Annotated in this window: 14 protein-coding genes; 2 read left to right on the forward strand and 12 right to left on the reverse strand. The window is 42.4% G+C overall.

The window, feature by feature from the left end:
* Positions 1-15 precede the first annotated feature (15 nt).
* The 5 genes from MHI27_RS20055 to MHI27_RS20075 form a co-directional block, all read right to left on the reverse strand.
* Positions 16-1,401, reverse strand: a complete 1,386-nt coding sequence (locus tag MHI27_RS20055; RefSeq protein WP_405174549.1) for an MFS transporter — start codon at positions 1,399-1,401, stop codon at positions 16-18.
* 152 nt (positions 1,402-1,553) lie between these two features.
* A complete protein-coding gene (locus MHI27_RS20060) occupies positions 1,554-1,979 on the reverse strand; it encodes a MarR family winged helix-turn-helix transcriptional regulator (protein ID WP_042189684.1) in 426 nt (141 codons plus the stop codon).
* A 92-nt stretch (positions 1,980-2,071) separates the two neighbouring features.
* On the reverse strand, positions 2,072-3,178 hold the full coding sequence (locus tag MHI27_RS20065; RefSeq protein WP_405174550.1) for an endospore germination permease: 1,107 nt from the start codon (positions 3,176-3,178) through the stop codon (positions 2,072-2,074).
* Between the two features lie 33 nt (positions 3,179-3,211).
* A complete protein-coding gene (locus MHI27_RS20070) occupies positions 3,212-4,393 on the reverse strand; it encodes a Ger(x)C family spore germination protein (RefSeq protein ID WP_405174551.1) in 1,182 nt (393 codons plus the stop codon).
* A complete protein-coding gene (locus MHI27_RS20075) occupies positions 4,383-5,960 on the reverse strand; it encodes a spore germination protein (RefSeq protein ID WP_076286527.1) in 1,578 nt (525 codons plus the stop codon). Before MHI27_RS20075 ends, MHI27_RS20070 begins: the two co-directional genes overlap by 11 nt.
* A gap of 82 nt (positions 5,961-6,042) precedes the next feature.
* Here MHI27_RS20075 and MHI27_RS20080 point away from each other — a divergent pair, with 82 nt between their 5' ends.
* Positions 6,043-6,321 (forward strand): hypothetical protein, encoded by a 279-nt coding sequence (locus tag MHI27_RS20080; protein ID WP_076286528.1) that lies wholly within the window; start codon positions 6,043-6,045, stop codon positions 6,319-6,321.
* 130 nt (positions 6,322-6,451) lie between these two features.
* Here MHI27_RS20080 and MHI27_RS20085 read toward each other — a convergent pair whose 3' ends face one another.
* The 3 genes from MHI27_RS20085 to MHI27_RS20095 all read right to left on the reverse strand — a co-directional run bounded on the left by MHI27_RS20085 (position 6,452) and on the right by MHI27_RS20095 (position 9,444).
* Positions 6,452-7,255, reverse strand: a complete 804-nt coding sequence (locus MHI27_RS20085; RefSeq protein ID WP_256716285.1) for a CAP domain-containing protein — start codon at positions 7,253-7,255, stop codon at positions 6,452-6,454.
* An 88-nt stretch (positions 7,256-7,343) separates the two neighbouring features.
* Positions 7,344-8,744, reverse strand: a complete 1,401-nt coding sequence (locus MHI27_RS20090) for an ADP-ribosylglycohydrolase family protein (RefSeq protein ID WP_405174552.1) — start codon at positions 8,742-8,744, stop codon at positions 7,344-7,346.
* A 118-nt stretch (positions 8,745-8,862) separates the two neighbouring features.
* Positions 8,863-9,444 carry a LysE family transporter gene (locus tag MHI27_RS20095; RefSeq protein ID WP_076286530.1) on the reverse strand — a complete coding sequence of 194 codons (582 nt, stop codon included), beginning with the start codon at positions 9,442-9,444 and terminating at the stop codon, positions 8,863-8,865.
* Between the two features lie 124 nt (positions 9,445-9,568).
* On the opposite strand from MHI27_RS20095, the gene MHI27_RS20100 reads away from it, so the two are divergent.
* Positions 9,569-10,123, forward strand: a complete 555-nt coding sequence (locus tag MHI27_RS20100) for a helix-turn-helix domain-containing protein (protein WP_076299323.1) — start codon at positions 9,569-9,571, stop codon at positions 10,121-10,123.
* Between the two features lie 130 nt (positions 10,124-10,253).
* On the opposite strand, the gene MHI27_RS20105 is transcribed toward MHI27_RS20100, so the two are convergent.
* The 4 genes from MHI27_RS20105 to MHI27_RS20120 form a co-directional block, all read right to left on the reverse strand.
* Positions 10,254-11,129 (reverse strand): amidohydrolase family protein, encoded by an 876-nt coding sequence (locus tag MHI27_RS20105; RefSeq protein WP_042189698.1) that lies wholly within the window; start codon positions 11,127-11,129, stop codon positions 10,254-10,256.
* Positions 11,116-14,292 carry a GNAT family N-acetyltransferase gene (locus MHI27_RS20110; protein ID WP_405174553.1) on the reverse strand — a complete coding sequence of 1,059 codons (3,177 nt, stop codon included), beginning with the start codon at positions 14,290-14,292 and terminating at the stop codon, positions 11,116-11,118. The genes MHI27_RS20105 and MHI27_RS20110 overlap by 14 nt, the downstream gene beginning before the upstream one ends.
* A gap of 270 nt (positions 14,293-14,562) precedes the next feature.
* Positions 14,563-17,604, reverse strand: coding sequence for a hypothetical protein (locus MHI27_RS20115; protein ID WP_405174554.1), 3,042 nt, complete (start codon positions 17,602-17,604; stop codon positions 14,563-14,565).
* A gap of 329 nt (positions 17,605-17,933) precedes the next feature.
* Positions 17,934-19,109, reverse strand: a complete 1,176-nt coding sequence (locus tag MHI27_RS20120) for an MFS transporter (protein WP_405174555.1) — start codon at positions 19,107-19,109, stop codon at positions 17,934-17,936.
* Between the last annotated feature and the right edge of the window lie 82 nt (positions 19,110-19,191).

Below are 19,191 nucleotides of genomic sequence, written 5' to 3' on the forward strand. Positions count from 1 at the left end.
TATATTATATCTGCCTCAGCTTGCCTTCTTCGCAATTCGGAAAGTAGCTATAAAGCTTAAAATTACGAAAAGAAGCTGGATCGATAAGGCCAAGAGGATTCCTGTCATTACGCCCCATCCAAAGGATTCACTAATGGTAATTAGGGCACCGCCTAATCCGATGCTAAGAGCAGGACTAAACGCATCAATAAATTGAATATTTGCTGAAATTGAACCTGCATCGCCATCTTCGGCATGCTGTAGTGCAATGGCTCCCGTGGTTGGATGTGCCAGGCCTATTCCAAAACCAGTAAGTATTTGTGAGAACACTGCAAGCACGATTCCATTACCTGAAATGCCTATCACGGTTATGACCAGCGCAACTCCGACTATCATAAAAGCAACGCCAATCGTCACCCGTTGTCTACGGCCCCTCCCATGGTCTTGTTCATCAAGCTTGGATTGCATCCACGCTGCTATTGACCAACTTATAGCCCCAGCAGCAACGATTAAGCCCGCAATATCTGCCGATAACCCTTTAACATTTGTTAGAGCTAGAACAACATAGCTTTCAACAGCATAGTAGCATGCAACAAACAGCCCTCTAGTAACAATGGTTGCCGGCAAACCTTTTTTAACTACTAAAGCACCCTCAGGCAGCAGTTTCCGTAAAGGTTGAATCATAATTAAGCCCCCTGCAATTGAAATCACAATCCCCTTCCAAGAAGGTAAAAATCCTAATCCTGCTAATAGCAGCCCTGTTCCTAATGTTAATAAAATTGCATATATTTCTTTATACGTCCCTCTTTTCGTCGTTGAAGCATTATTATTTTCAGCTTGTAACTTACGAAATAATGGGAGCGTTAAGCATACAGATAGAACAATGAACGGCAGAACAAGCCAGAACACAAACCTCCACGAAAGATTTTCGGCTAAAAGCCCTGCGATATAAGGACCAATTAATGCTGGAAGAATATAAGCACTAGAGAAAGCTGCAAGTATTTTTGTTCTTAGACTGTCAGGGTAACTTAAAGTAATGCTGGAGTATACACAAGTTAAAAGTGCACCTGCTCCGAAACCTTGAAAAGCTCTTCCGCCGATCAACATGTAAATATTGAAGGAAGTTGCTGCAATGACGATACCCGTAACAAAGATTAGAATAGAAACTACAAATGATTTATATACACCATTCTTATCAATCTGCTGTCCAATGACCATTGTGCCAATGATTTGGGATAAAAGAAATGCACTAAAAATCCAACCATAATAATGGATCGCATTCAAACTTTGCGCCACCTTTGGTGCAATCGTCGTAACCCCCAATCCTTCAAATGCTACTGTTGTGACTGCCAGAATAATACCGATAGTCAACGCACTGTACTGGGCATCAAAAATCCCGATTTTATCATTGCTGGTTCTCATCTTTGTATCCCCCTTATAATTGTCGAAGCATTAGTTGCTATAGCAAATATTAAGTAATAAAAAAACAAACAATCCAAAACAAATGGTCTTGACGATAATCGTCATAGCAACTAATTGGGATGAAGAGCTTCTCTTTTTACAAACAAAATCTACTATAAATCCTTTACATTATTATGAATGACAGAAAGTAGCCTTCTAAAGGTTTCAACCTCTTCCTCAGTTAACCCTTCAATGGTCTTTCTATACGCTTCAAGAGAGGGGGCAAGAATCTCATCTTTTATTTCACGCCCTTTAGAGGTTAGATATACACGTAAAGATCTTCTATCCGTCTCATGGGTTACACGATGAACAAAGCCTTTCTTTTCAAGCTTGAAGAGCATACGCGCAATGTTAGTTTGATCTTTATAGAGTCTTTCAGCAATATCCTTTTGAGTAATCCCTTCACTCTCCCAAAGAATAACGAGGATCTCCCATTGGTCCACCGTAATATCAAAGGGATTTACCACTTTTTGATAATAGTTATTCAGCTTTAAATCTGCCCGGTGTACAATTACGCCTATGTATTTTTCTAATTCCAATGGTATAGCCTCCAGATAATAGACATGATTATAGTTGCTATGACGAGTATAATTGTAAAGGCTAATAAATGCAACTCTAGAATATAAGCTCCTTATTTCGCAGATTTCAGCTTCTTCTTCTCTTGAAACCAGCCCATCACTAGAAGTATTAGTGGAATGATAAACAGCATCGGAATCTGGACATAGAACCGGACGACACGTAATCCTGTATAGATAAATTCTACATAGTTTCCTGCCATCGCAATGGAACAAATAAACATAACCATAGTCACAGGGATCATTAATTTACGATAGGAGGGAATACCGAACAATGTTGCCGCACCGATTAGTGTCGCATATAAATAAATGCCGATCCGGAAAAAACCACCGACAATAGCCGTGACGAGAAACAATACATCCAATCGTTCTAGTAAAGCTCTTCCCTCAATCAACTCCGAGGTTGTCAGCAATGGGTATTGTGTTCTTGTAAATAGATCCGCACCGAGGACAGACACATTTAGCATCGTAACAAACGCGATAAAAGATCCGCTGATCAATAATCCTGTAATCACTGTTTTCTTCACTTGTTGGGGTTTATTCACATAGGGAAACAACATCAAAAACACTATAATCTCTCCAAAAGGAAATACAACGGTGCTTGGAATCGATTGCTTCAGCACGGTTAACCATCCCTCTTCGAGTACAGGTCTTAAATTTTGAAGATTTACATTCCCAGACGTAAGGATCGAGCTTAGACCGGTGACAGTAACAAGAAGTAACACAGAAAAAAAGAGCTCTGCTGTCCTCGACAACACCTCAATACCTTTTCCAATGACATACATAACCGAAAGTAGCATCAAAGCAATAATAACGAGAAAGGGAGTCTGTGTAAAAACAAAGGATACAGCCATTGAGGCGAATTCACGGACTACAAAACTCCCATTAAACAAGAAATAGACGACATATAACAAGGCGACGATACGACCCACAACGGGCCCTAATATTTTTTTCGCATATTCCGTGAGCGGAAGATCCGGATAAAATAAAGACAATCGATGATAGATTAGAAATAAACAAATTCCCCCGAGCATTCCGAGGACTGCGGTGATCCATGCATCTTGCTTGGCTTCCGCACCAAATCCGGAGATAATCGCGCTCACGATTTCAAACATCAATACAAGGATAAGCAATTGACGGGGATTGATCTTTGCTTTTTCCAACGTCACTCCTTCTCTCTATGAACAATTCATTTATCAGCTATTATCGATACTTTCCATTATGGTTCTATTACGCAACCCAGTATTACGCAAATAAGCCTCCACTTTCACTTTTACTTCAATCGTGGAAAAGGTCACATCGTTCCAATCCCGCTTTAACGTTCTCCATTGCTTAGGGTGATCACGATGCACCACTTCTCCAAATCCAAAAATGTCCGACTTTTGCTGTTGCATTAATTTAATCGTGGCTACCGCTTCATCATGAACGGCTTGCATGTACAGGCGCTCAATTTGCAAGAACAATCTCGGGTTAGTTACATCAATTGGGACATCAACCTCACCAATATTTGCATCCGCGCCAATCTTCACCTCAATAATTGGTTTACCGGATTTATCAAAGCTTGAATGAAATGATGATTTGGTTCGTATATTCTCGATCCCGATTGTATGTGGCTGACCATTCCAATCCATGGTTAACAATGTCGAATTAACTCTGCCTAACACCCATAAGAATCCACGGCTTTCATTTCCGTCTAACCACCTCATTAATTTCCCATCTTTAAAAGTAGCAATCCCATTAGCCATTAATTTGTCTTCTTTATTTGTAGAATCGAGTTGAATGCCAGTAATCGTAGGTTCTTTACCAGATGAGACGATGGCTTGAATGACTTGGTATATTTTCTCATCAATATTTTCACCAAAGGCTTTCTCGGTTTCAGCTACCATTTTCTTAATTTTAATGGCCGGTGAATTATCGAGACTCGTTCGTTGTTTAATGATTTCTTCTCCCGTCGTTCCCCTCGCGATAACCATTGTAGCGGAAGGACGAAACTCACTATCCCGCTCAATGCCGTCAAAAAGCTTCTTTATCCCTTGTGTTGTAGCTAAATCTTCACCTACCAAGAGAACTATCGCATGACCATAATGCAATTGCCTAGAAAGTTTTTGTGAGAGAACGCGAGTGGCATCAAATACATTATTTCCTTCTGCTGAATATGTGGTTGGAGGTAAAGGCATTGGGCTACCTCCTCCTTGTGTACTTGAAACATTTACAGGATTCACGATCTGAACCGTAACCCTAATGTTCTTTTTTTCTCCTTTATCAATCGCCATCGCAACCACAAAACCGATATCCGTTAACTCTCGACTATCCCAGCAACCCGTAAGGAGAGCAATCATAACCATCGACAAACAAAACCGTGCCATTCTACGTCCCATCTTGATCACCCACTTGCTCTGTTGTAGGCTTCTTCATCAATTTTGGAATCAAATGTCTCATCCAAATCGGTAAAGGTGCATGAATCTGACTATTCTTTACATGCATCATTGGACTATAAGGAGCCATGTAAGGTACACCAAATGAACGTAAACTACACATATGTGCAATGATCATAATCAAGGTAAGAATCATTCCAAAGAAACCGAACGTTGCTGCACTGATCATGAGGAGAAAACGTAACAATCTCGCGGATACAGCAATTGAGAAAACAGGCGTCGCTAGACTAGAGATAGCTGTAAGTGAAACAACAATAACCATTGCCGTTGACACTAAACCTGCTTGTACAGCTGCCTGCCCAATGACAAGTGCCCCAACGATGGATACTGCTGATCCAATTGCTTTTGGCATACGAACACCCGCTTCACGCAGAATTTCAAAAATAACCTCCATTAATAGCGCCTCAACAAACGCGGTAAATGGCGTTGCTTCTAGCTGTGAAACAAGCGAAATCACTAACTGCGTTGGTATCATTTCTTGATGAAAGGTTGTTGCTGCAATATAGAAAGAAGGTCCAATCATCGAAATGATGAACATTACGATTCGTAACAGCCGCAATGCAACACTGATATCATACCGATGATAAGAATCCTCTGTAATTTGAAAGAATTGATTAAAAACGGCTGGGATGATTAGCATAAAAGGGGTTCCATCCACCATAATTGCAATTTTTCCTTCTAAAAGATTAGCAGCGACGGTATCTGGGCGTTCTGTAGGTAGGACCGTTGGAAACGGAGTAAAACTCTGATCTTCTATCATTTTCTCAATATATCCTGATTCCAGAATGCTATCCAATTTGATCTTGCGGAGACGTCGCTTCGCCTCTTCAACAATGCTATCATCCGCGATCCCATTTATGTACATGATCCCTATCCTGGTATGTGTAACTTGACCTAATGTCATCGATTCCAGCCATAAATTAGGATTTCTTATGCGACGCCGAACCATCGAAATATTTGTCGTTAAGCTTTCAACAAACCCTTCACGAGATCCTCGAATAGAAGTATCCGTACCGGGCTCATCTATAGCGCGGACTTCACCGCCCGATGTAGCAATCGCTAGGGCTTCATTCGATCCATCAATTAATAAAATAGTCTGCCCCCACAACAGAGCATCATAGAGTTCATCCCATTGAACAAGCGTCTTCAGACCACCGATTGGAACAATTTTATCAGTGATTACTTGGACCAGATCATTTAATGTCCTTTGTTCATTACTCAGCATGACGTTCAGCAAGACTTCCATGACAAATTGATTAATGGTTGTATTGTTAACAATGCCATCCACATAAATAATTGCGGCTTGAAGCTCCTCCTCCGAGCCCCCAATCGTAAATTCTCGAATAATTATATCTCCACTATTCCCTGTCTTTTGGCGAATCTGCTCTAAATTGACTCTTAATTCTGTTGAATCAATCGGAATTGAAGGGACGGTCCATTGTGGATTGCTTCCAGCACTTTTGCTACTTGCATTGCCATCCTCTGCCATGCCCTTCACCTTTCTCTCCATTATTTGCTGCTCTTTGCGTGATTATTCTACCCATTAACAGCAAATATTATTGGAAGATTAACAATGAAGGCAGGGAAGTAGTATGAAAATATTCGTCGTAACTATACTCTTATTAATCTTAGTAATAGCACTGACCTTTCTGCTTGACTTCATTTCACTCTTTAACATACAAGAAACATTTCGTAATCTAATGGCCTCTTTTCGCGTCATGAGTACCTCAGAACTCATCATCTTTAATTTCTTGATTGTAGGCACAATAACTTATTTAATGTGGCCACTGGTACAAAAATGGCTGCCACAGCAATCTCCATCATCGCAAGGTCAACCATCCGAGCATGTCGACAAAACCCAGACGAAATAGTGATCATCCATTTCGATCTTCCAGCCATATGTGGAATTAACTACCCTCCTTTATAAAAATAAAACCCATGTCTGATGACATGGGTTTTAAAATTAGCTTTTAATATGTGACGTTTAGATTGCTGATCACACTAACCAATAAATTCTTGAACCCACTCACTGTTATAGTAACCTATTCCAATTTCAGTAAAGGAACTATTCAGGATGTTGGCACGGTGACCAGGGCTGTTCATCCATTGATTCATTACTTCTTCCGGGCTCGACTGGCCTTTGGCGATATTTTCCCCTGCTGTATTATAGGAGATCCCAAATGCCTTCATCATGTCGAACGGAGATCCGTAGGTTGGTGACTGATGGTCAAAATAATTGTTGTCGGACATATCCTGCGCTTTAGCCAAAGCCATTTTCGACAGCTCACTATTCAAACTAAGGGGTTTCAAGCCTGCGTTTGTTCTTTCTTTGTTTACCAGTTCCAACACTTTCTGCACAGATGCCGATGCATTGGTGGAGGTTTGCGGATTAGCAGAATATTGTGGATTGGCCGATTGTTGCGGATTAGCAGAATGCTGTGGATTAGCGGAAGTTTGCGGATAAGTGGTTTGATCCCCTGTTGTACCACCTGTAGGTGGAGTAGTGCGGATAAACCCATCCAGCCATTTCGTTACATCGCCTGGTACTTGTTTAGCCTTAATCGTTGATTTCCCAGCATTCTCTGTGGAAATAGAAGAAGCTTGAGTTAAGGTTGTTGTTGTAGCTGTTTTGCCAGCATGATGTCCAACCTTCGTTTGTTGAGTAGTCATTTGGTTGTTGGCAGATTGATTACCCGAACAAGCTGTAACGAGCAATAGCGCTACTATTACGATAAATGGTTTAATAACGACCCCTCCTGATTTGGCAAAGTAGTGACTTAATCGAATAAAGTTTTTGTAAAGCACGATTGAATTATTCATCTCTAATTCAAAAAAATAAAAAGCAAAAAAATCCACCAGCAACATTTGTTGCTGTGGACTTTTTGTAAGCTTATTATGTATCGAGATCCGTATTCTTGCTCACATAGAGCTCACTAGGCTGAACTTGATAACGACCGGTTTGCAGCAGCTCTGGTAAACGCCCCATCCGTTCCGCTAAACAAGAAAGACTTTGCTCATGAAAATTAGAAAGCCCCGTATGAATCCGATCTTGAAAAGGTTTAAGCCACCTTGATTCCAAGTGATCAGGACCGAAATAAACCCCAAGCAGAGAGCCAGCCGTTGCTCCGAAGCTATCCGTATCGTTGCCTTGCATCACCTGCTTGCATATTCCATCACCAACATTGTCTGCAAATCGCAGGGTATTAATTAAGGTGCCTATTTCCTGATAAACATCACAGTGACAATAATTCGCATACTTATGGTTAATGCTCTGATACGCTTCCAGCCAGTCATCTGCATTCGCTACCATCTCAAGGCAATCTTTAGTAATCTCGTAGAATCGGCTTCTTTTAGGTACGAATTGCAGAGCCGTATTGATTATTTCAATGGGATCGCGCTGCACGTGAGCAACAGCAATCGCAGCAGCAATGAACATCGTGGAGTAAATACCGGTCCGGCGATGAGTAAAACTTGCATCCCGCCAAGCTAGCTCAGCAGCCAGAGCAGGTTGACCAGGACAGGCATATCCGTAAGCATCTGCACGAATCGCCGCACCGCATAGTTCCGTACCTTGCACCATAAAATCAGGCCAAGCCTCTATTTCAGAATGATTGAATAGTTCCTTATCATGTTCCAAATAGCTAATACCTGATCGCATCAAAATAGCTCTTTCCGGACCCCAAGTTGTACTTAGCGGAAGATGATTTAACCATAAATCTCTTAAATTCCTTTTCGAAAAACCATCACCGAATTGTTCTAGCACCATCATTCCCATTAATGTGTAATTGATATCATCATCAGGTGCCACATAACGAATTCGCCCCCGTGTCGTCTCAAACCAAGACCAATGACGACGATCCAGCGCATGGAGAGTTTCTTCAGAAATGTAATCATTCAGTGGCCATTCCCCTACAGAAGTTAACGCTTGACGTAATTCCAACAAGCTGGGGTTTACCTCTATCGGTTTGCCTAGCATTGAGCCACAGACTGAAGCAAGGAAACCTGCCTCTACACGCTTTGAGCTATCCTTCAGATTCAAAATCCCGACCTGACCTAGAGGTCGAGCCGGATCACATTCCCGCCATATCTCATCTAAATCGTTTGGCTCATAGTAAGGCCAGTTGTCCCTCATTGGAATGACAGCCAAGCTATGGGCGAATTCTAGATAGGCATCATAGCTTGCAGGGAGCTTTTCCAACTTAGCTAAATAACCGGAGGTTTGATGCCCCTGCTCGAATTTATTACGCAGAACTCCCTCTAATTGAAGTTTAAGAAATGTGAGTGATGGTAGCATATTGCATCTCCTTTGTCCTCGTATCTATCCACAATACATCAATATCATAAGCTTTAGAAGTAAAAAATAACTAGACAAAAAAGTATTGGTCGAATATTGATTTTCCCTTAATAATCCTTCATCCCAACACTATCGAAACTGCACAATACACTAACAACAGTCCCATCAGTACATTAAATTGACTTCTATATTTAGATATCATTTTTTTGAAAAGAGAACCACACAAACACCAACAAAAAGTGCCCATATAACCGATGAAAGCAAGAATTAAAGAATAACTCAATAATCTAAAAGAGGAAGAAGGATAGGTAAGGATAAATGTCGATGTAACTGTGATCCCATATAATATCCCTTTTGGATTGATAAATTGTAAAAGCATTCCTGCAATAAAGCTATTGTGTTTATCTCCAGCTGTATCACTTTCTGCTTGTTTACTTGTAATCATTTTAACTGCTAAATACAGCATGTAGATTCCGCCTATTACAGCCATAATAGATTTAATTTGTGGAAGAAGATTATTCAAAAGTAGATTAAAGTAGGAACATAACAATATGATTATAAAAAATCCTGTACCCACTCCTAAACAAAATTTCATTGATTTTTTGAGCCCAACTTGGTTTGCAAAACCCATTGCCATAATATTATTGGGTCCCGGAGTAAAACTTGCAACAAATGCATATAAAAACAAAGAAACAAACACTAAATTATATCTCCCCTTCCAGCTTGTATGCTATAATGTATCCATCAGACGTTACAACGTACATTTGTGCGTTTTATTGTATATCACGATCGTTATAAAGTAAATGGAGACAGGAGTAATTACAGTGGAAGAAATAAATCTAATTATTGCGGAAAATATAAAAAAGATAAGAAAAAGTAAAGAGTTAAGCCTGGAAAAGGTTGCGGAATTAACAGGAGTCAGCAAAACAATGATTGGTCAAATCGAAAGAGGCGAATCGACACCAACCATTACAACCCTTTGGAAAATCGCCAATGGCTTAAAAATTTCATTTTCTGCGCTGATAGATTACCCAAAGCCTGACACAAGAGTAATCTTAAGAAGTGACATTCAGCCACTGCTTGAAGATAACGGAAAATATCGAGTGTATCTATCTTTTCCATTTGAAGAAAGTAAACGGTTTGAAGGTTATACCGTGGAGATAGACAAGGGTGGATACCTTGATGCCAATTCTCATATGGAAGGTACCGAAGAATTAATCACCGTGTTTGACGGAGAATTGTCTTTCCGTGTCAATAACAATGAATACCTCTTGAAATCAGGTGATTCTATCACATTCCTCGCAGACAAACCCCATGTATATCATAATCCAGGACAAACAATAACCCGGTTAAGCATGATTTTATACTACCCCTCTTAGCAAAAAAATCCCAAGGCACTTGAGACTTGGGACTACGTTCTCTATGATAGGGTTGCTAGATGAGTTAATATCCTTTTACAAAAAACAAGCCATCCTTTAGAAGAACTAAAGGATGGCTTGTTCGTAATGCTTAGAGCGCCGCAATCCGCTGCTGGATGCGTGGAAATAAGGCGAAGGCATTCTCGTAAAATACTTTTTCGTGGTGCTGCTCAGGGACAAGTCGGCGGACAAATTCCGCATACAGGTCAATAGGAGCGAGTGGCCAATCCGTGCCGAACAACATTTTCTCATAGTGGTCGGAATACACCAGCGCCCGGCGAAAATGATCCATGAACAGAGGTTCATTCATGAACCGTTCAAAATGAGGCCGATCACCGACCACAAGACCGGACAAATCGGCATAGACGTTTGGATTTTTGGCCACCACTTCGGCGGCATCCATCACCCACGGATCGCCAAGATGGCAAATCATAAAATTCACATCACGTCGTTGGAATGCTAATTCGTCCACGGTAAGAGGATGTGCATACTTAAGCAATCCATTCATCGAGTACGTATCACCGGTATGAATGACGACAGGCGTGCCGTACTTGGCTGCCAACTCATAGATCGGTGAATAGATTTTGTCATAAACGTAATGATGATAGTACCCGGCGTAGAGCTTAATACCAGCCACCTCGGGCGCTTGCAGCCGTGCCTCAATTCGGTCGAGCTCCTCCTGAGCATCCTTGCCTCCGAGCATATTCGGATTGATCCCCACGCATTCCATTAAGAAAGGCGGCACAGTGTCTTCCAAGTCAAGGCCCATCGGATTAGGGGAAGTAGAGTCAGGGAAAGCTCCCTTCGTCTGCTCCGATACCCCCATTCCAATGCCCAGAATAACGTCGTTCTTATCAAACTCCGCTTTGAGCCCGGCAGCAGTGTAATCGACTTTGGAGAGATCCAGTGCTGTTTGATGAAAGCTGTCGATGTCCGACAGATGAATGTGAATATCAATGATCGGCATTTAAGATCTCCTTTTCGTCAGTAGGTCTAGCAAAGGTCAGCTTCAAAAGACTGCGGACATCCTCTGAATTCAGAGCGAGTTCTCCCATGATCAGGAAGGACGGCTGTGTCCAAACGGTTTCTCCATTGAGAAGCGGAAGATGATGATGCACGCCGTGATTAAATACCTTATTGTTCACATACGCCGAGGCACTCTGATTCGGATGACTGCTCACCATATGCAGCATATCCTTACGCGAAGATGCACCAATTCGCAATAGTCCCTTGGCCTCAAGATAAGTTTCAACCGTTCCTAATAAGAACTTGCCCTCCTTGGAGAATTCCATCCATCCTTCGGCATAGACTGGCGAAGGTTTGATATAATTCTCCTCCGACAACGAATAATTCGGCAGCGTCATTCCACTGTCATTGGTCACCGAATGCAACACACAGAGCACAGGGACGCCGGGGAGCATAAGGTAATGCTGATTAACAACAATCCCTCGGTTCTTTTCCTGCTTCTCGATCGAAGTAGTGATACGTAATCCTTTCCATACATTGCCCTGAACATCCATTTGCTCGGTCCAAGCTGCGCTTCTTGGCTCCTCCAAACGACTAAATCCACCTATGCCTGAAATACCTACACCGAGTCCACCATGCCAAGGATTCCACCAGGAACGTGGTGCTGCTTCCGGGTAGGAGCTATCCAGCCATTCTTCTCCATGGTGCTTCAGGGAATGCACAACACTGCCGAAATCAGGAGCAGCTGCAATAGAAAGAACTCCGTTGCTCACAGTGTAAATAGGACCCGCTGGTCCCTCTTCTGTGCCACAGACAACAGCTGCTGTTTCCGTTTGAGGGAACCAGAGGCCGGTTCGCTCTTGAATACGATCCTCTCCACGATAGACGACTCGTACCTTCTGTCCTGATTGGCTGTGTTCTGAAGAAGATTCCGCTTCCTCAGGTGAGAGCTCAAAGCCCGCGGAGTGCAGATTCTGCTCTCTTTGCAGCTCCATCTCAGCGACTTTCTGCTCCTCTCCTCTATCCGTTAGTACATACAGCTCGAGGCTTCCATTAAGCGGAGTCATCTTTCGTTCGATTAACTCCGCATGAAGCGCCCCCGCCGCAAACGGATTTCCACCGCCGAGCGTTAATTCAAGATGATCATCCAACACAGGTGTGATCGGATCCAGCTGCTTCCGGGCAAAGGTGCGGAAATCCGACCACTTCAGGAAGGTGTTTAAAGCGAACACCAGCGCCTTTGTTCGTACGACATCTCCAGCAGCGATTTGACCAAGATTATGTTCCAGTCCAAGTGGATACTCCGGACGAAGCAGCTTCAGCGAAGGGTCCCAGCAAACGCCGCATGTGACATTTTCTTCCTTGCTAAACAACCAATTTTCCGTAATTTGAGCGCTGTCCCAATAACTCGGATCACCCGAATAAGCATCGCCCATATCTACGTAATGACCCTGATAAGGCAGGATGAGCCGTTTGCCAAAAAATCCAAAATTCGTTAGCAGATACATATCCTCTTCCAACGTTTGGTTACTAGTATTGCGTACCTCGCTATAAAACTCAGCGATTCCGTTTGCAAAGAGCTTAGCCACTCTTTTTATCTCCAGACCCGGGAATTCATCCGATTCATAAAGAGTCTCTAGAATTTGGCCCTCTCCTTCGGAATAGATCTTTACTTCTTTAGCCTGTTTCTTCGAGAATTCTTCGGCGAATGGTTTACCTAACTTCGGATGGGTCAACCAGAAATTATGGCTCGAGCCGGGATATTCAATCCACATCCCATTGTCGTTATTATTAAGATGTACGGAGTAGGTGCCGTTTACAGCCACCCACTGATCCCCGTTTTCCCCACCAAAGCGGCCATGTGTTCCTTTCAATAGCACAGATAATTTGCTGATGAAGGACACTGCCTTCTCTCCAGCCGGAACAGCCGTCACCTCAATATCCCGTGAATAAAGGGCATATGAATTTAGGGTAAAGGGTACTCGGATGGAAGCCTTACTTTTAGCTGGAACCGAGAAGCTTACTGTCCGATCCGCCCAAGTCAAAAATTCTTCCTCTGGCAAATCAAAAGAAAATTCCGCTTCCGCTGCAAAATTATTCTTAACATTCAAATATAGCTCAGCGGGAAGACCCGGATACAGCTCACGTGTTGGCAACTCCATCATCATTTTCAGCGGGAATTTAGGAGCAACACCTATGCGGAACTCAGCGCGCTTGCCACCGATGATCCATTTGCTCATAACCACGGGGTGAGTCTTCTTGTCGTTTTGCTCTTCACGAATCGGATCAAGCTCGAACTCACCTTCTACGATAACTGTTTCTCCTGGCGCGAGTGTTGGTGCAGCAGACAAGCCAAAACGAATATTCTTGTCATTTTGGCCTTTGATCTCAATAGCCAGATCAGACGCCGAACGATTCTTGATGTGATAGCGAATCTTGTAGGTGGAACCGAATACAAGATCGTGATCGTCAATCTCCGTGGAGATTTCATAGTCAGGTGTATCAAGAGCCGTCAGGCCGCGACCGGTCTTCTCGAATTCTGCACGTAAGGAGAGTTCTCCCTTTTGCCAAGTGTAATCGAAGAAATCAAAACCACGCTCCCGGCGACCATCCGGCTGAATGGGCAGTTCACGGGTACTATCTGCATACCAATCCAGCTGTTCAAAATAAGGAGCGAGTGCTTCCGTTTGCAGAACCGTCGGAATAAAGTTCATCAGATGAACGTAATCCTCATTTTTTTCCCAAAAGAATCCACATTTCTTATACATCGGTACGGCCTTCGTATTGCCTGCCCAAGTAAACAGATCAAGACGTGGCCAGCCCGCTTCAATTGTTGTGCGAACAGCGTTCAAAATCAGATTACGACCTACCTTGTATCCGTGATAATCAGGTCGTACATTCAACAATGGGACATACAAAGCTCCTTCGTCTTGACGGTAATGGGCAAAACTGCAGAAACCAACCACTTCCTCACCATTAACGGCGAGAAACACATTCAGATTGGACGAGATTTCCATCTCGCGGCGTACTGTATCCTCTGTTCTCTGATTGGTGCCTCCACCCCAGCTTTCGTTGCTACGGTTCCACATTTCTGCAACCGCCTTAGCGTAAGAAGGATCATATTCTATAATGCGGATTTGTTCCGCTGTAGTCTTAACAGTCATGTTCTCAGCTCCTTCTTCCTCAAATAGAGTATGTATACAACTTTATTCAAATAACTCCTACGAGTTCTTATTATACTATTAATTGGAAGACTGTTACGAGGTAAAAAACTTGATAAAATAAACTTTCTGCTCCAAAATTTCGTTAGCTGGACATTTGCTCCATGCATACAGAAAGACGAAACGCATAGTTACTGATGTAATACGTTTCGTCTTTTCATAAGGTTTCTAATAGCTTCAATCACTTGTGAGGATCGACCGCTACTTAATCTATTAGTTTTCGCGTAAATGCACTAGCAATCCACCAGCCCCGGTCACCAACATATCAGTTCCTGTCCAAAGCATTTCATTAAAATTATAAAATTCATTATGCTCATAGAAGTTCCAGCTCTTTAAATCCTTCGAGACTCCAATTCTGTTGCTGCTTATGAACCGGTAATCTTTTCCTGTCCAGACTAATCTACTAGCGTTACTGCTGGCGGCATGGGTTTTTATATATTCATCATATTGTCCCTTTACTGCTGTCCATTGCAGACCATTAGTTGAGCTATAAATATGATCCGATACAATGATGAATTTATCCTTCGCCCATTGTACATTTAAGAAAGTGTAAGCTTCTTCATAGTCGTTCTGCTGTTGCTTCCAATTAGGAAGATCATTCCCCAGCGTAAAGGTCTGCAGATTCCATTTGGTTAAATTAGTACTCTGCACAACGATGGCTTTACTGCCATTAGTTCCGACTACAACAGTGGTTCCGTTATGAGTTGCAATGTCCGTCAGCTTACCAGACCAGTCATAGACTTTTTTCCAAGTTGTTCCGTTCTCTGAAGAGTAGATCATCGACTTCTTATCATTGCCTTTAGCATGCCCGATAGCTACATACTGTTTACCAGTCCAAACCACATGTTTCATTTCGGCATCCAGAGGCTTATTGTTTCTGTTCCAAGCAATACCATCTTTGGATGTCCAGGCATATTGCAATCCTACCGCTACAAAAACGTTACCGTTCCAAGCCACGGAGGTCAGACCGTTTACTGTAGTATCCTCCCTGTTACCCAGCAGAATCTGCTGCCAATTCTTTCCGTCCTTACTAGTTGCAACAGTTGGAACTGCATACGTATAGAGTGATCCAACGGCGACATATGTTCCATTCCCTTTTACAACCTGATTGAAGGAAGCATCTGGCTTCCCACTCTGCTTTAAATCCCACTTTAAACCGTCTTTGGATACGGCCAGACGGGTACCCGAATAACCAACAAAATATTTCCCGGTATAGGTCACCATCATCCCCAGAGGCATATTAGGAATTTTCTGCTGCTGCCAATTCACTTTATCAGTGGACACAAACACTATACCTTCTTCGCGAAATCGAGTAGCGTAGATTAGGTATTGCTTGCCATTCCAGAATATTTCGCTACGGCTGTACAGACCGGAGAACATATCTGAAGTTCTCACAAGCTTGAAATTAATCCCATCCTTAGTACTGAGGTTATTGCCTTCGGTATCATAAAATACAAGTGTGCCATCAGACTGAAGCTCATCAAAAGTCAACCAATAGTTACGAATCGGTTTTCCATTTATTGTTGCTTTATATTTTAGATTGTTATTTACTTTACCAGACTGTTGGGTCCACTGGTTTAAATTATCGGATGTATATACAATTAGCTCAACATTTCGTTTATCACTCGGAATATAAATGAATTGATTCCGAGTACCCACGGAGCCATAGTACGTATATCCCCCGTAAGTCATCAAATAACGCTTACCGTTCCAGTAAATCTGATCCAGACGTTCACCAACCGTTCCTTGCAAGTTCCACATGATTCCGTCCGTGGAAGTGTAAACTTCCGTCTTCATGGTCTGATCCGGATAAGACAACAGAATGAATTGATTATTCTGCCAAGTGATCGTGTAAGATTTCAAAACCGATGACTGTAGTTCAACTGCTGTTTCGATCCACTTTTCTCCATCCAGAGAATAATACAGATGAGGTACGCTTAAATTCTGATCACTTAAAAAGAAGCGATCATGTTGATAAGTGATACTTATTTTGCTTGAATTGATCGGTAAAGGCCTTGTACTCCAGGTTGCACCTCCATCTTTAGATACAAGGAAACCCGTCAGCTTAGGAATAATAATCAGACCCTTACCATTGCTTGCAGCTTGCCCTAGCTCGTTTCCCTTAACACCATCAAAAGTAAATGTGAACTGTCTCTCTGCGTCCCCTGTTAACGCGGAAAAGGGACCCTTTTGCGGAGTAGCAATAGTCTTTTGATCTAAACCAGTACCAGACTGCTGCTTGGAGTTATCTCCCCAAGTTACAGCACTTCCGTCCGCTAGAAGCGCAAAAGAATGAGCCGCCATACATCCGCTGCTCAATCCAACGGCATTGTTCAGATTTGAAACCTTGACCGGTTGCACAGAATACTTGGTGGTCCCATCTCCCAGTTGGTTTCGATCGTTGAAACCCCAGGCCCAGACTGTCCTATCCTCTTTCAGAACGGTGTAAAAGTTCTCTCCAGAAGTAATATCCTGAATGCCCTCTAACCCTTCAATCCGTTCAACTGCACCTTCTTCTCCCTGCAGAAGCTTGAGATTGATTACACCTGTGTTTGGACTTGAAGTGTAAATGGTTGAGACACCCCAGCCCCATACCTGTCCATCCTCTGACAAGGCATAATTGGGCTGGTTCGTTTGTCCATTAATAATCTTCTTGATACTAGAAAGACCTTCAACCTGGATAGGAACCGATGATTTATTGCCTATACTCCACACTGTTCCGTCGTTTTTAATAGCGTATGTATCAAAGAATGCCTTAAAGTCAGCATTTGAAAGCTCAGGTCTTTTTACCGCTGCTTTGCCGGGTTCAGAAGGCACATACATCCAGACGGTACCATCACTCTGTGTGGCATAAACATATGCCTCGGCATCGCTGATCTGTACGATCTGCTTAAGCCCCTTAATCTGACTAAATGATGCAGTATCTTTTGAATAGTTAAACCGTCCCCATACCGTACCGTCTTTTAGAAGCACCTGTAGAAATTGGTTACCACCTTGAATATCTTTAATTGGCTTATCTTTAAAGAAAGAAACTTCTTGAGGAGCTGCGTTCCCTATCTCCCCAAAGTTATTATATTGACCCCAAGCCCACAGATTTCCTTGGGTATCTAAAGCATAGGATTGAAGATTGCTGGCAACAATCTTTTGCACTTTCACACCGGTATTAGCATCCTGATTCCCTACTTCTAAGGCTTTAGCAGAAGGAACTGCGGTAATAAATGTTCCGGTAATTAGCAGTAGTATTAAAACTATCAATGTTATATCTCTTGGGACTACTCTCTTAAATAAATTCATAGTATGTTCTCTAAACTCCTTCGCATCCTTAATAAACGCAATGTTTCTTACGAATCCCAAATCCATGAACCCTCTTGCTGTATTAAACTTCATCACTCTCCCTTTAGGAATATTATACTATCGTTTCCATAAATAACTTATTGAGAAAAAGGAGGTTTTGTAAAACTATGGAGTAACGTAAATAAGACCATGAATTCCGAATCTGCTAATTTATTTTGCGTAGTAATCATAAAAAAGCTGTCGAGACTCCCTCGACAGCTTAGAATCTACTCTATGAGCAGCATTTCTATTTAACAACTCTCCACACGATCCGCTAATCTTTTTTTCAAATTCGCGATACCTACAATACCAATCAACAGCACGCAGAAAGAATAAGGAAGTGCCATATTAGCGGTGTATAAAGCTGTGCCTATAACTGGACCTATGAATGATCCTCCACCTTGAAGGGCCGCAATAAAGGAAGCAACGCTTCTTTGCTCATGGTCTTGAACCGCCATTGAAGCACCCGCACTGTAGCCAAGCAATGTAAAGCCGATGCCAATTCCCAAGAATGTAAAGTCCACATAAGCAAATCTGATAAACAATAATAAGCCTAGCAGACCCAAAGCCACAAATAATAGCCCTACGAGCAGCACCTTCTTAGGATGCCATTTGAGATATTTGCTGATCACAATTTGCGAGAGCACCACCATTACTCCCGAGATAGCCAGACCCGTTCCAATTAACTGAGTGGCTTGCTGGGTACTGTATCCAAGGCTGTCTTGCACAAAAAATCCGATAGTAACCTGCACGATATTCAGAGCAAACGATAGCAATAGTCCAATCCATAAATAGAGGCGTATCCGTTTGTCGTTGGGTGAAAGTGAAATCGCCTGCCGTTCGATCTCGATATTCTTTTCTTTAGGAATAAACACTAGAAATAAAATAGCCAAGGTGAATAATAATATGGCTGCGGCGTACATTGGTGAGGTGAGTCCCAGCGAAGCCATTCCTCCGCTCATTGCAGGTCCTACTACGAAGCCAAGTCCATTGGCTGCACCGAATAATGCCATTCCCTGAGTACGGGTCTCTTTTGTACTCCAGCCCATAACATAAGCTTGTGCTAATGCTGGAATACCTCCAAAGAAAAAACCGGCGATTGCGCGAAGTATAAAGAAACTCCAAAACAGGCTAGTTTTGCTCGCAGCATGTACTGCATAATCAGCCAGCAGTGCAAAAATGACTAGTGTTGCCATATAGACGAACATGATCGAAGCAAGCAGCCATTTTCGGCTCATGAACGTTTGTTTTTCCCAAAAATATCCTCCGAGCAGCCAGCAAAGTCCCGCTACCGATACCAAACATCCTGATTGAAAATCACTAAGTCCCAAATTTCGAGCAAGCGGTCCAATAATCGGATTAAATGCAGCTATCGATATCATCCCTGTCAGTACAATTAGAAACATAATACCCAATCTGTATTTCATGAAATTCCCTTCTCCTCTCAAGTAAACCAAAACAATGTACGATTCATAATCGCTGTGTTCATGGTACTATGCTTGGAAGTCA

It is taken from the genome of Paenibacillus sp. FSL H8-0261 (assembly GCF_045040645.1).
Lineage (GTDB): Bacteria > Bacillota > Bacilli > Paenibacillales > Paenibacillaceae > Paenibacillus_AQ.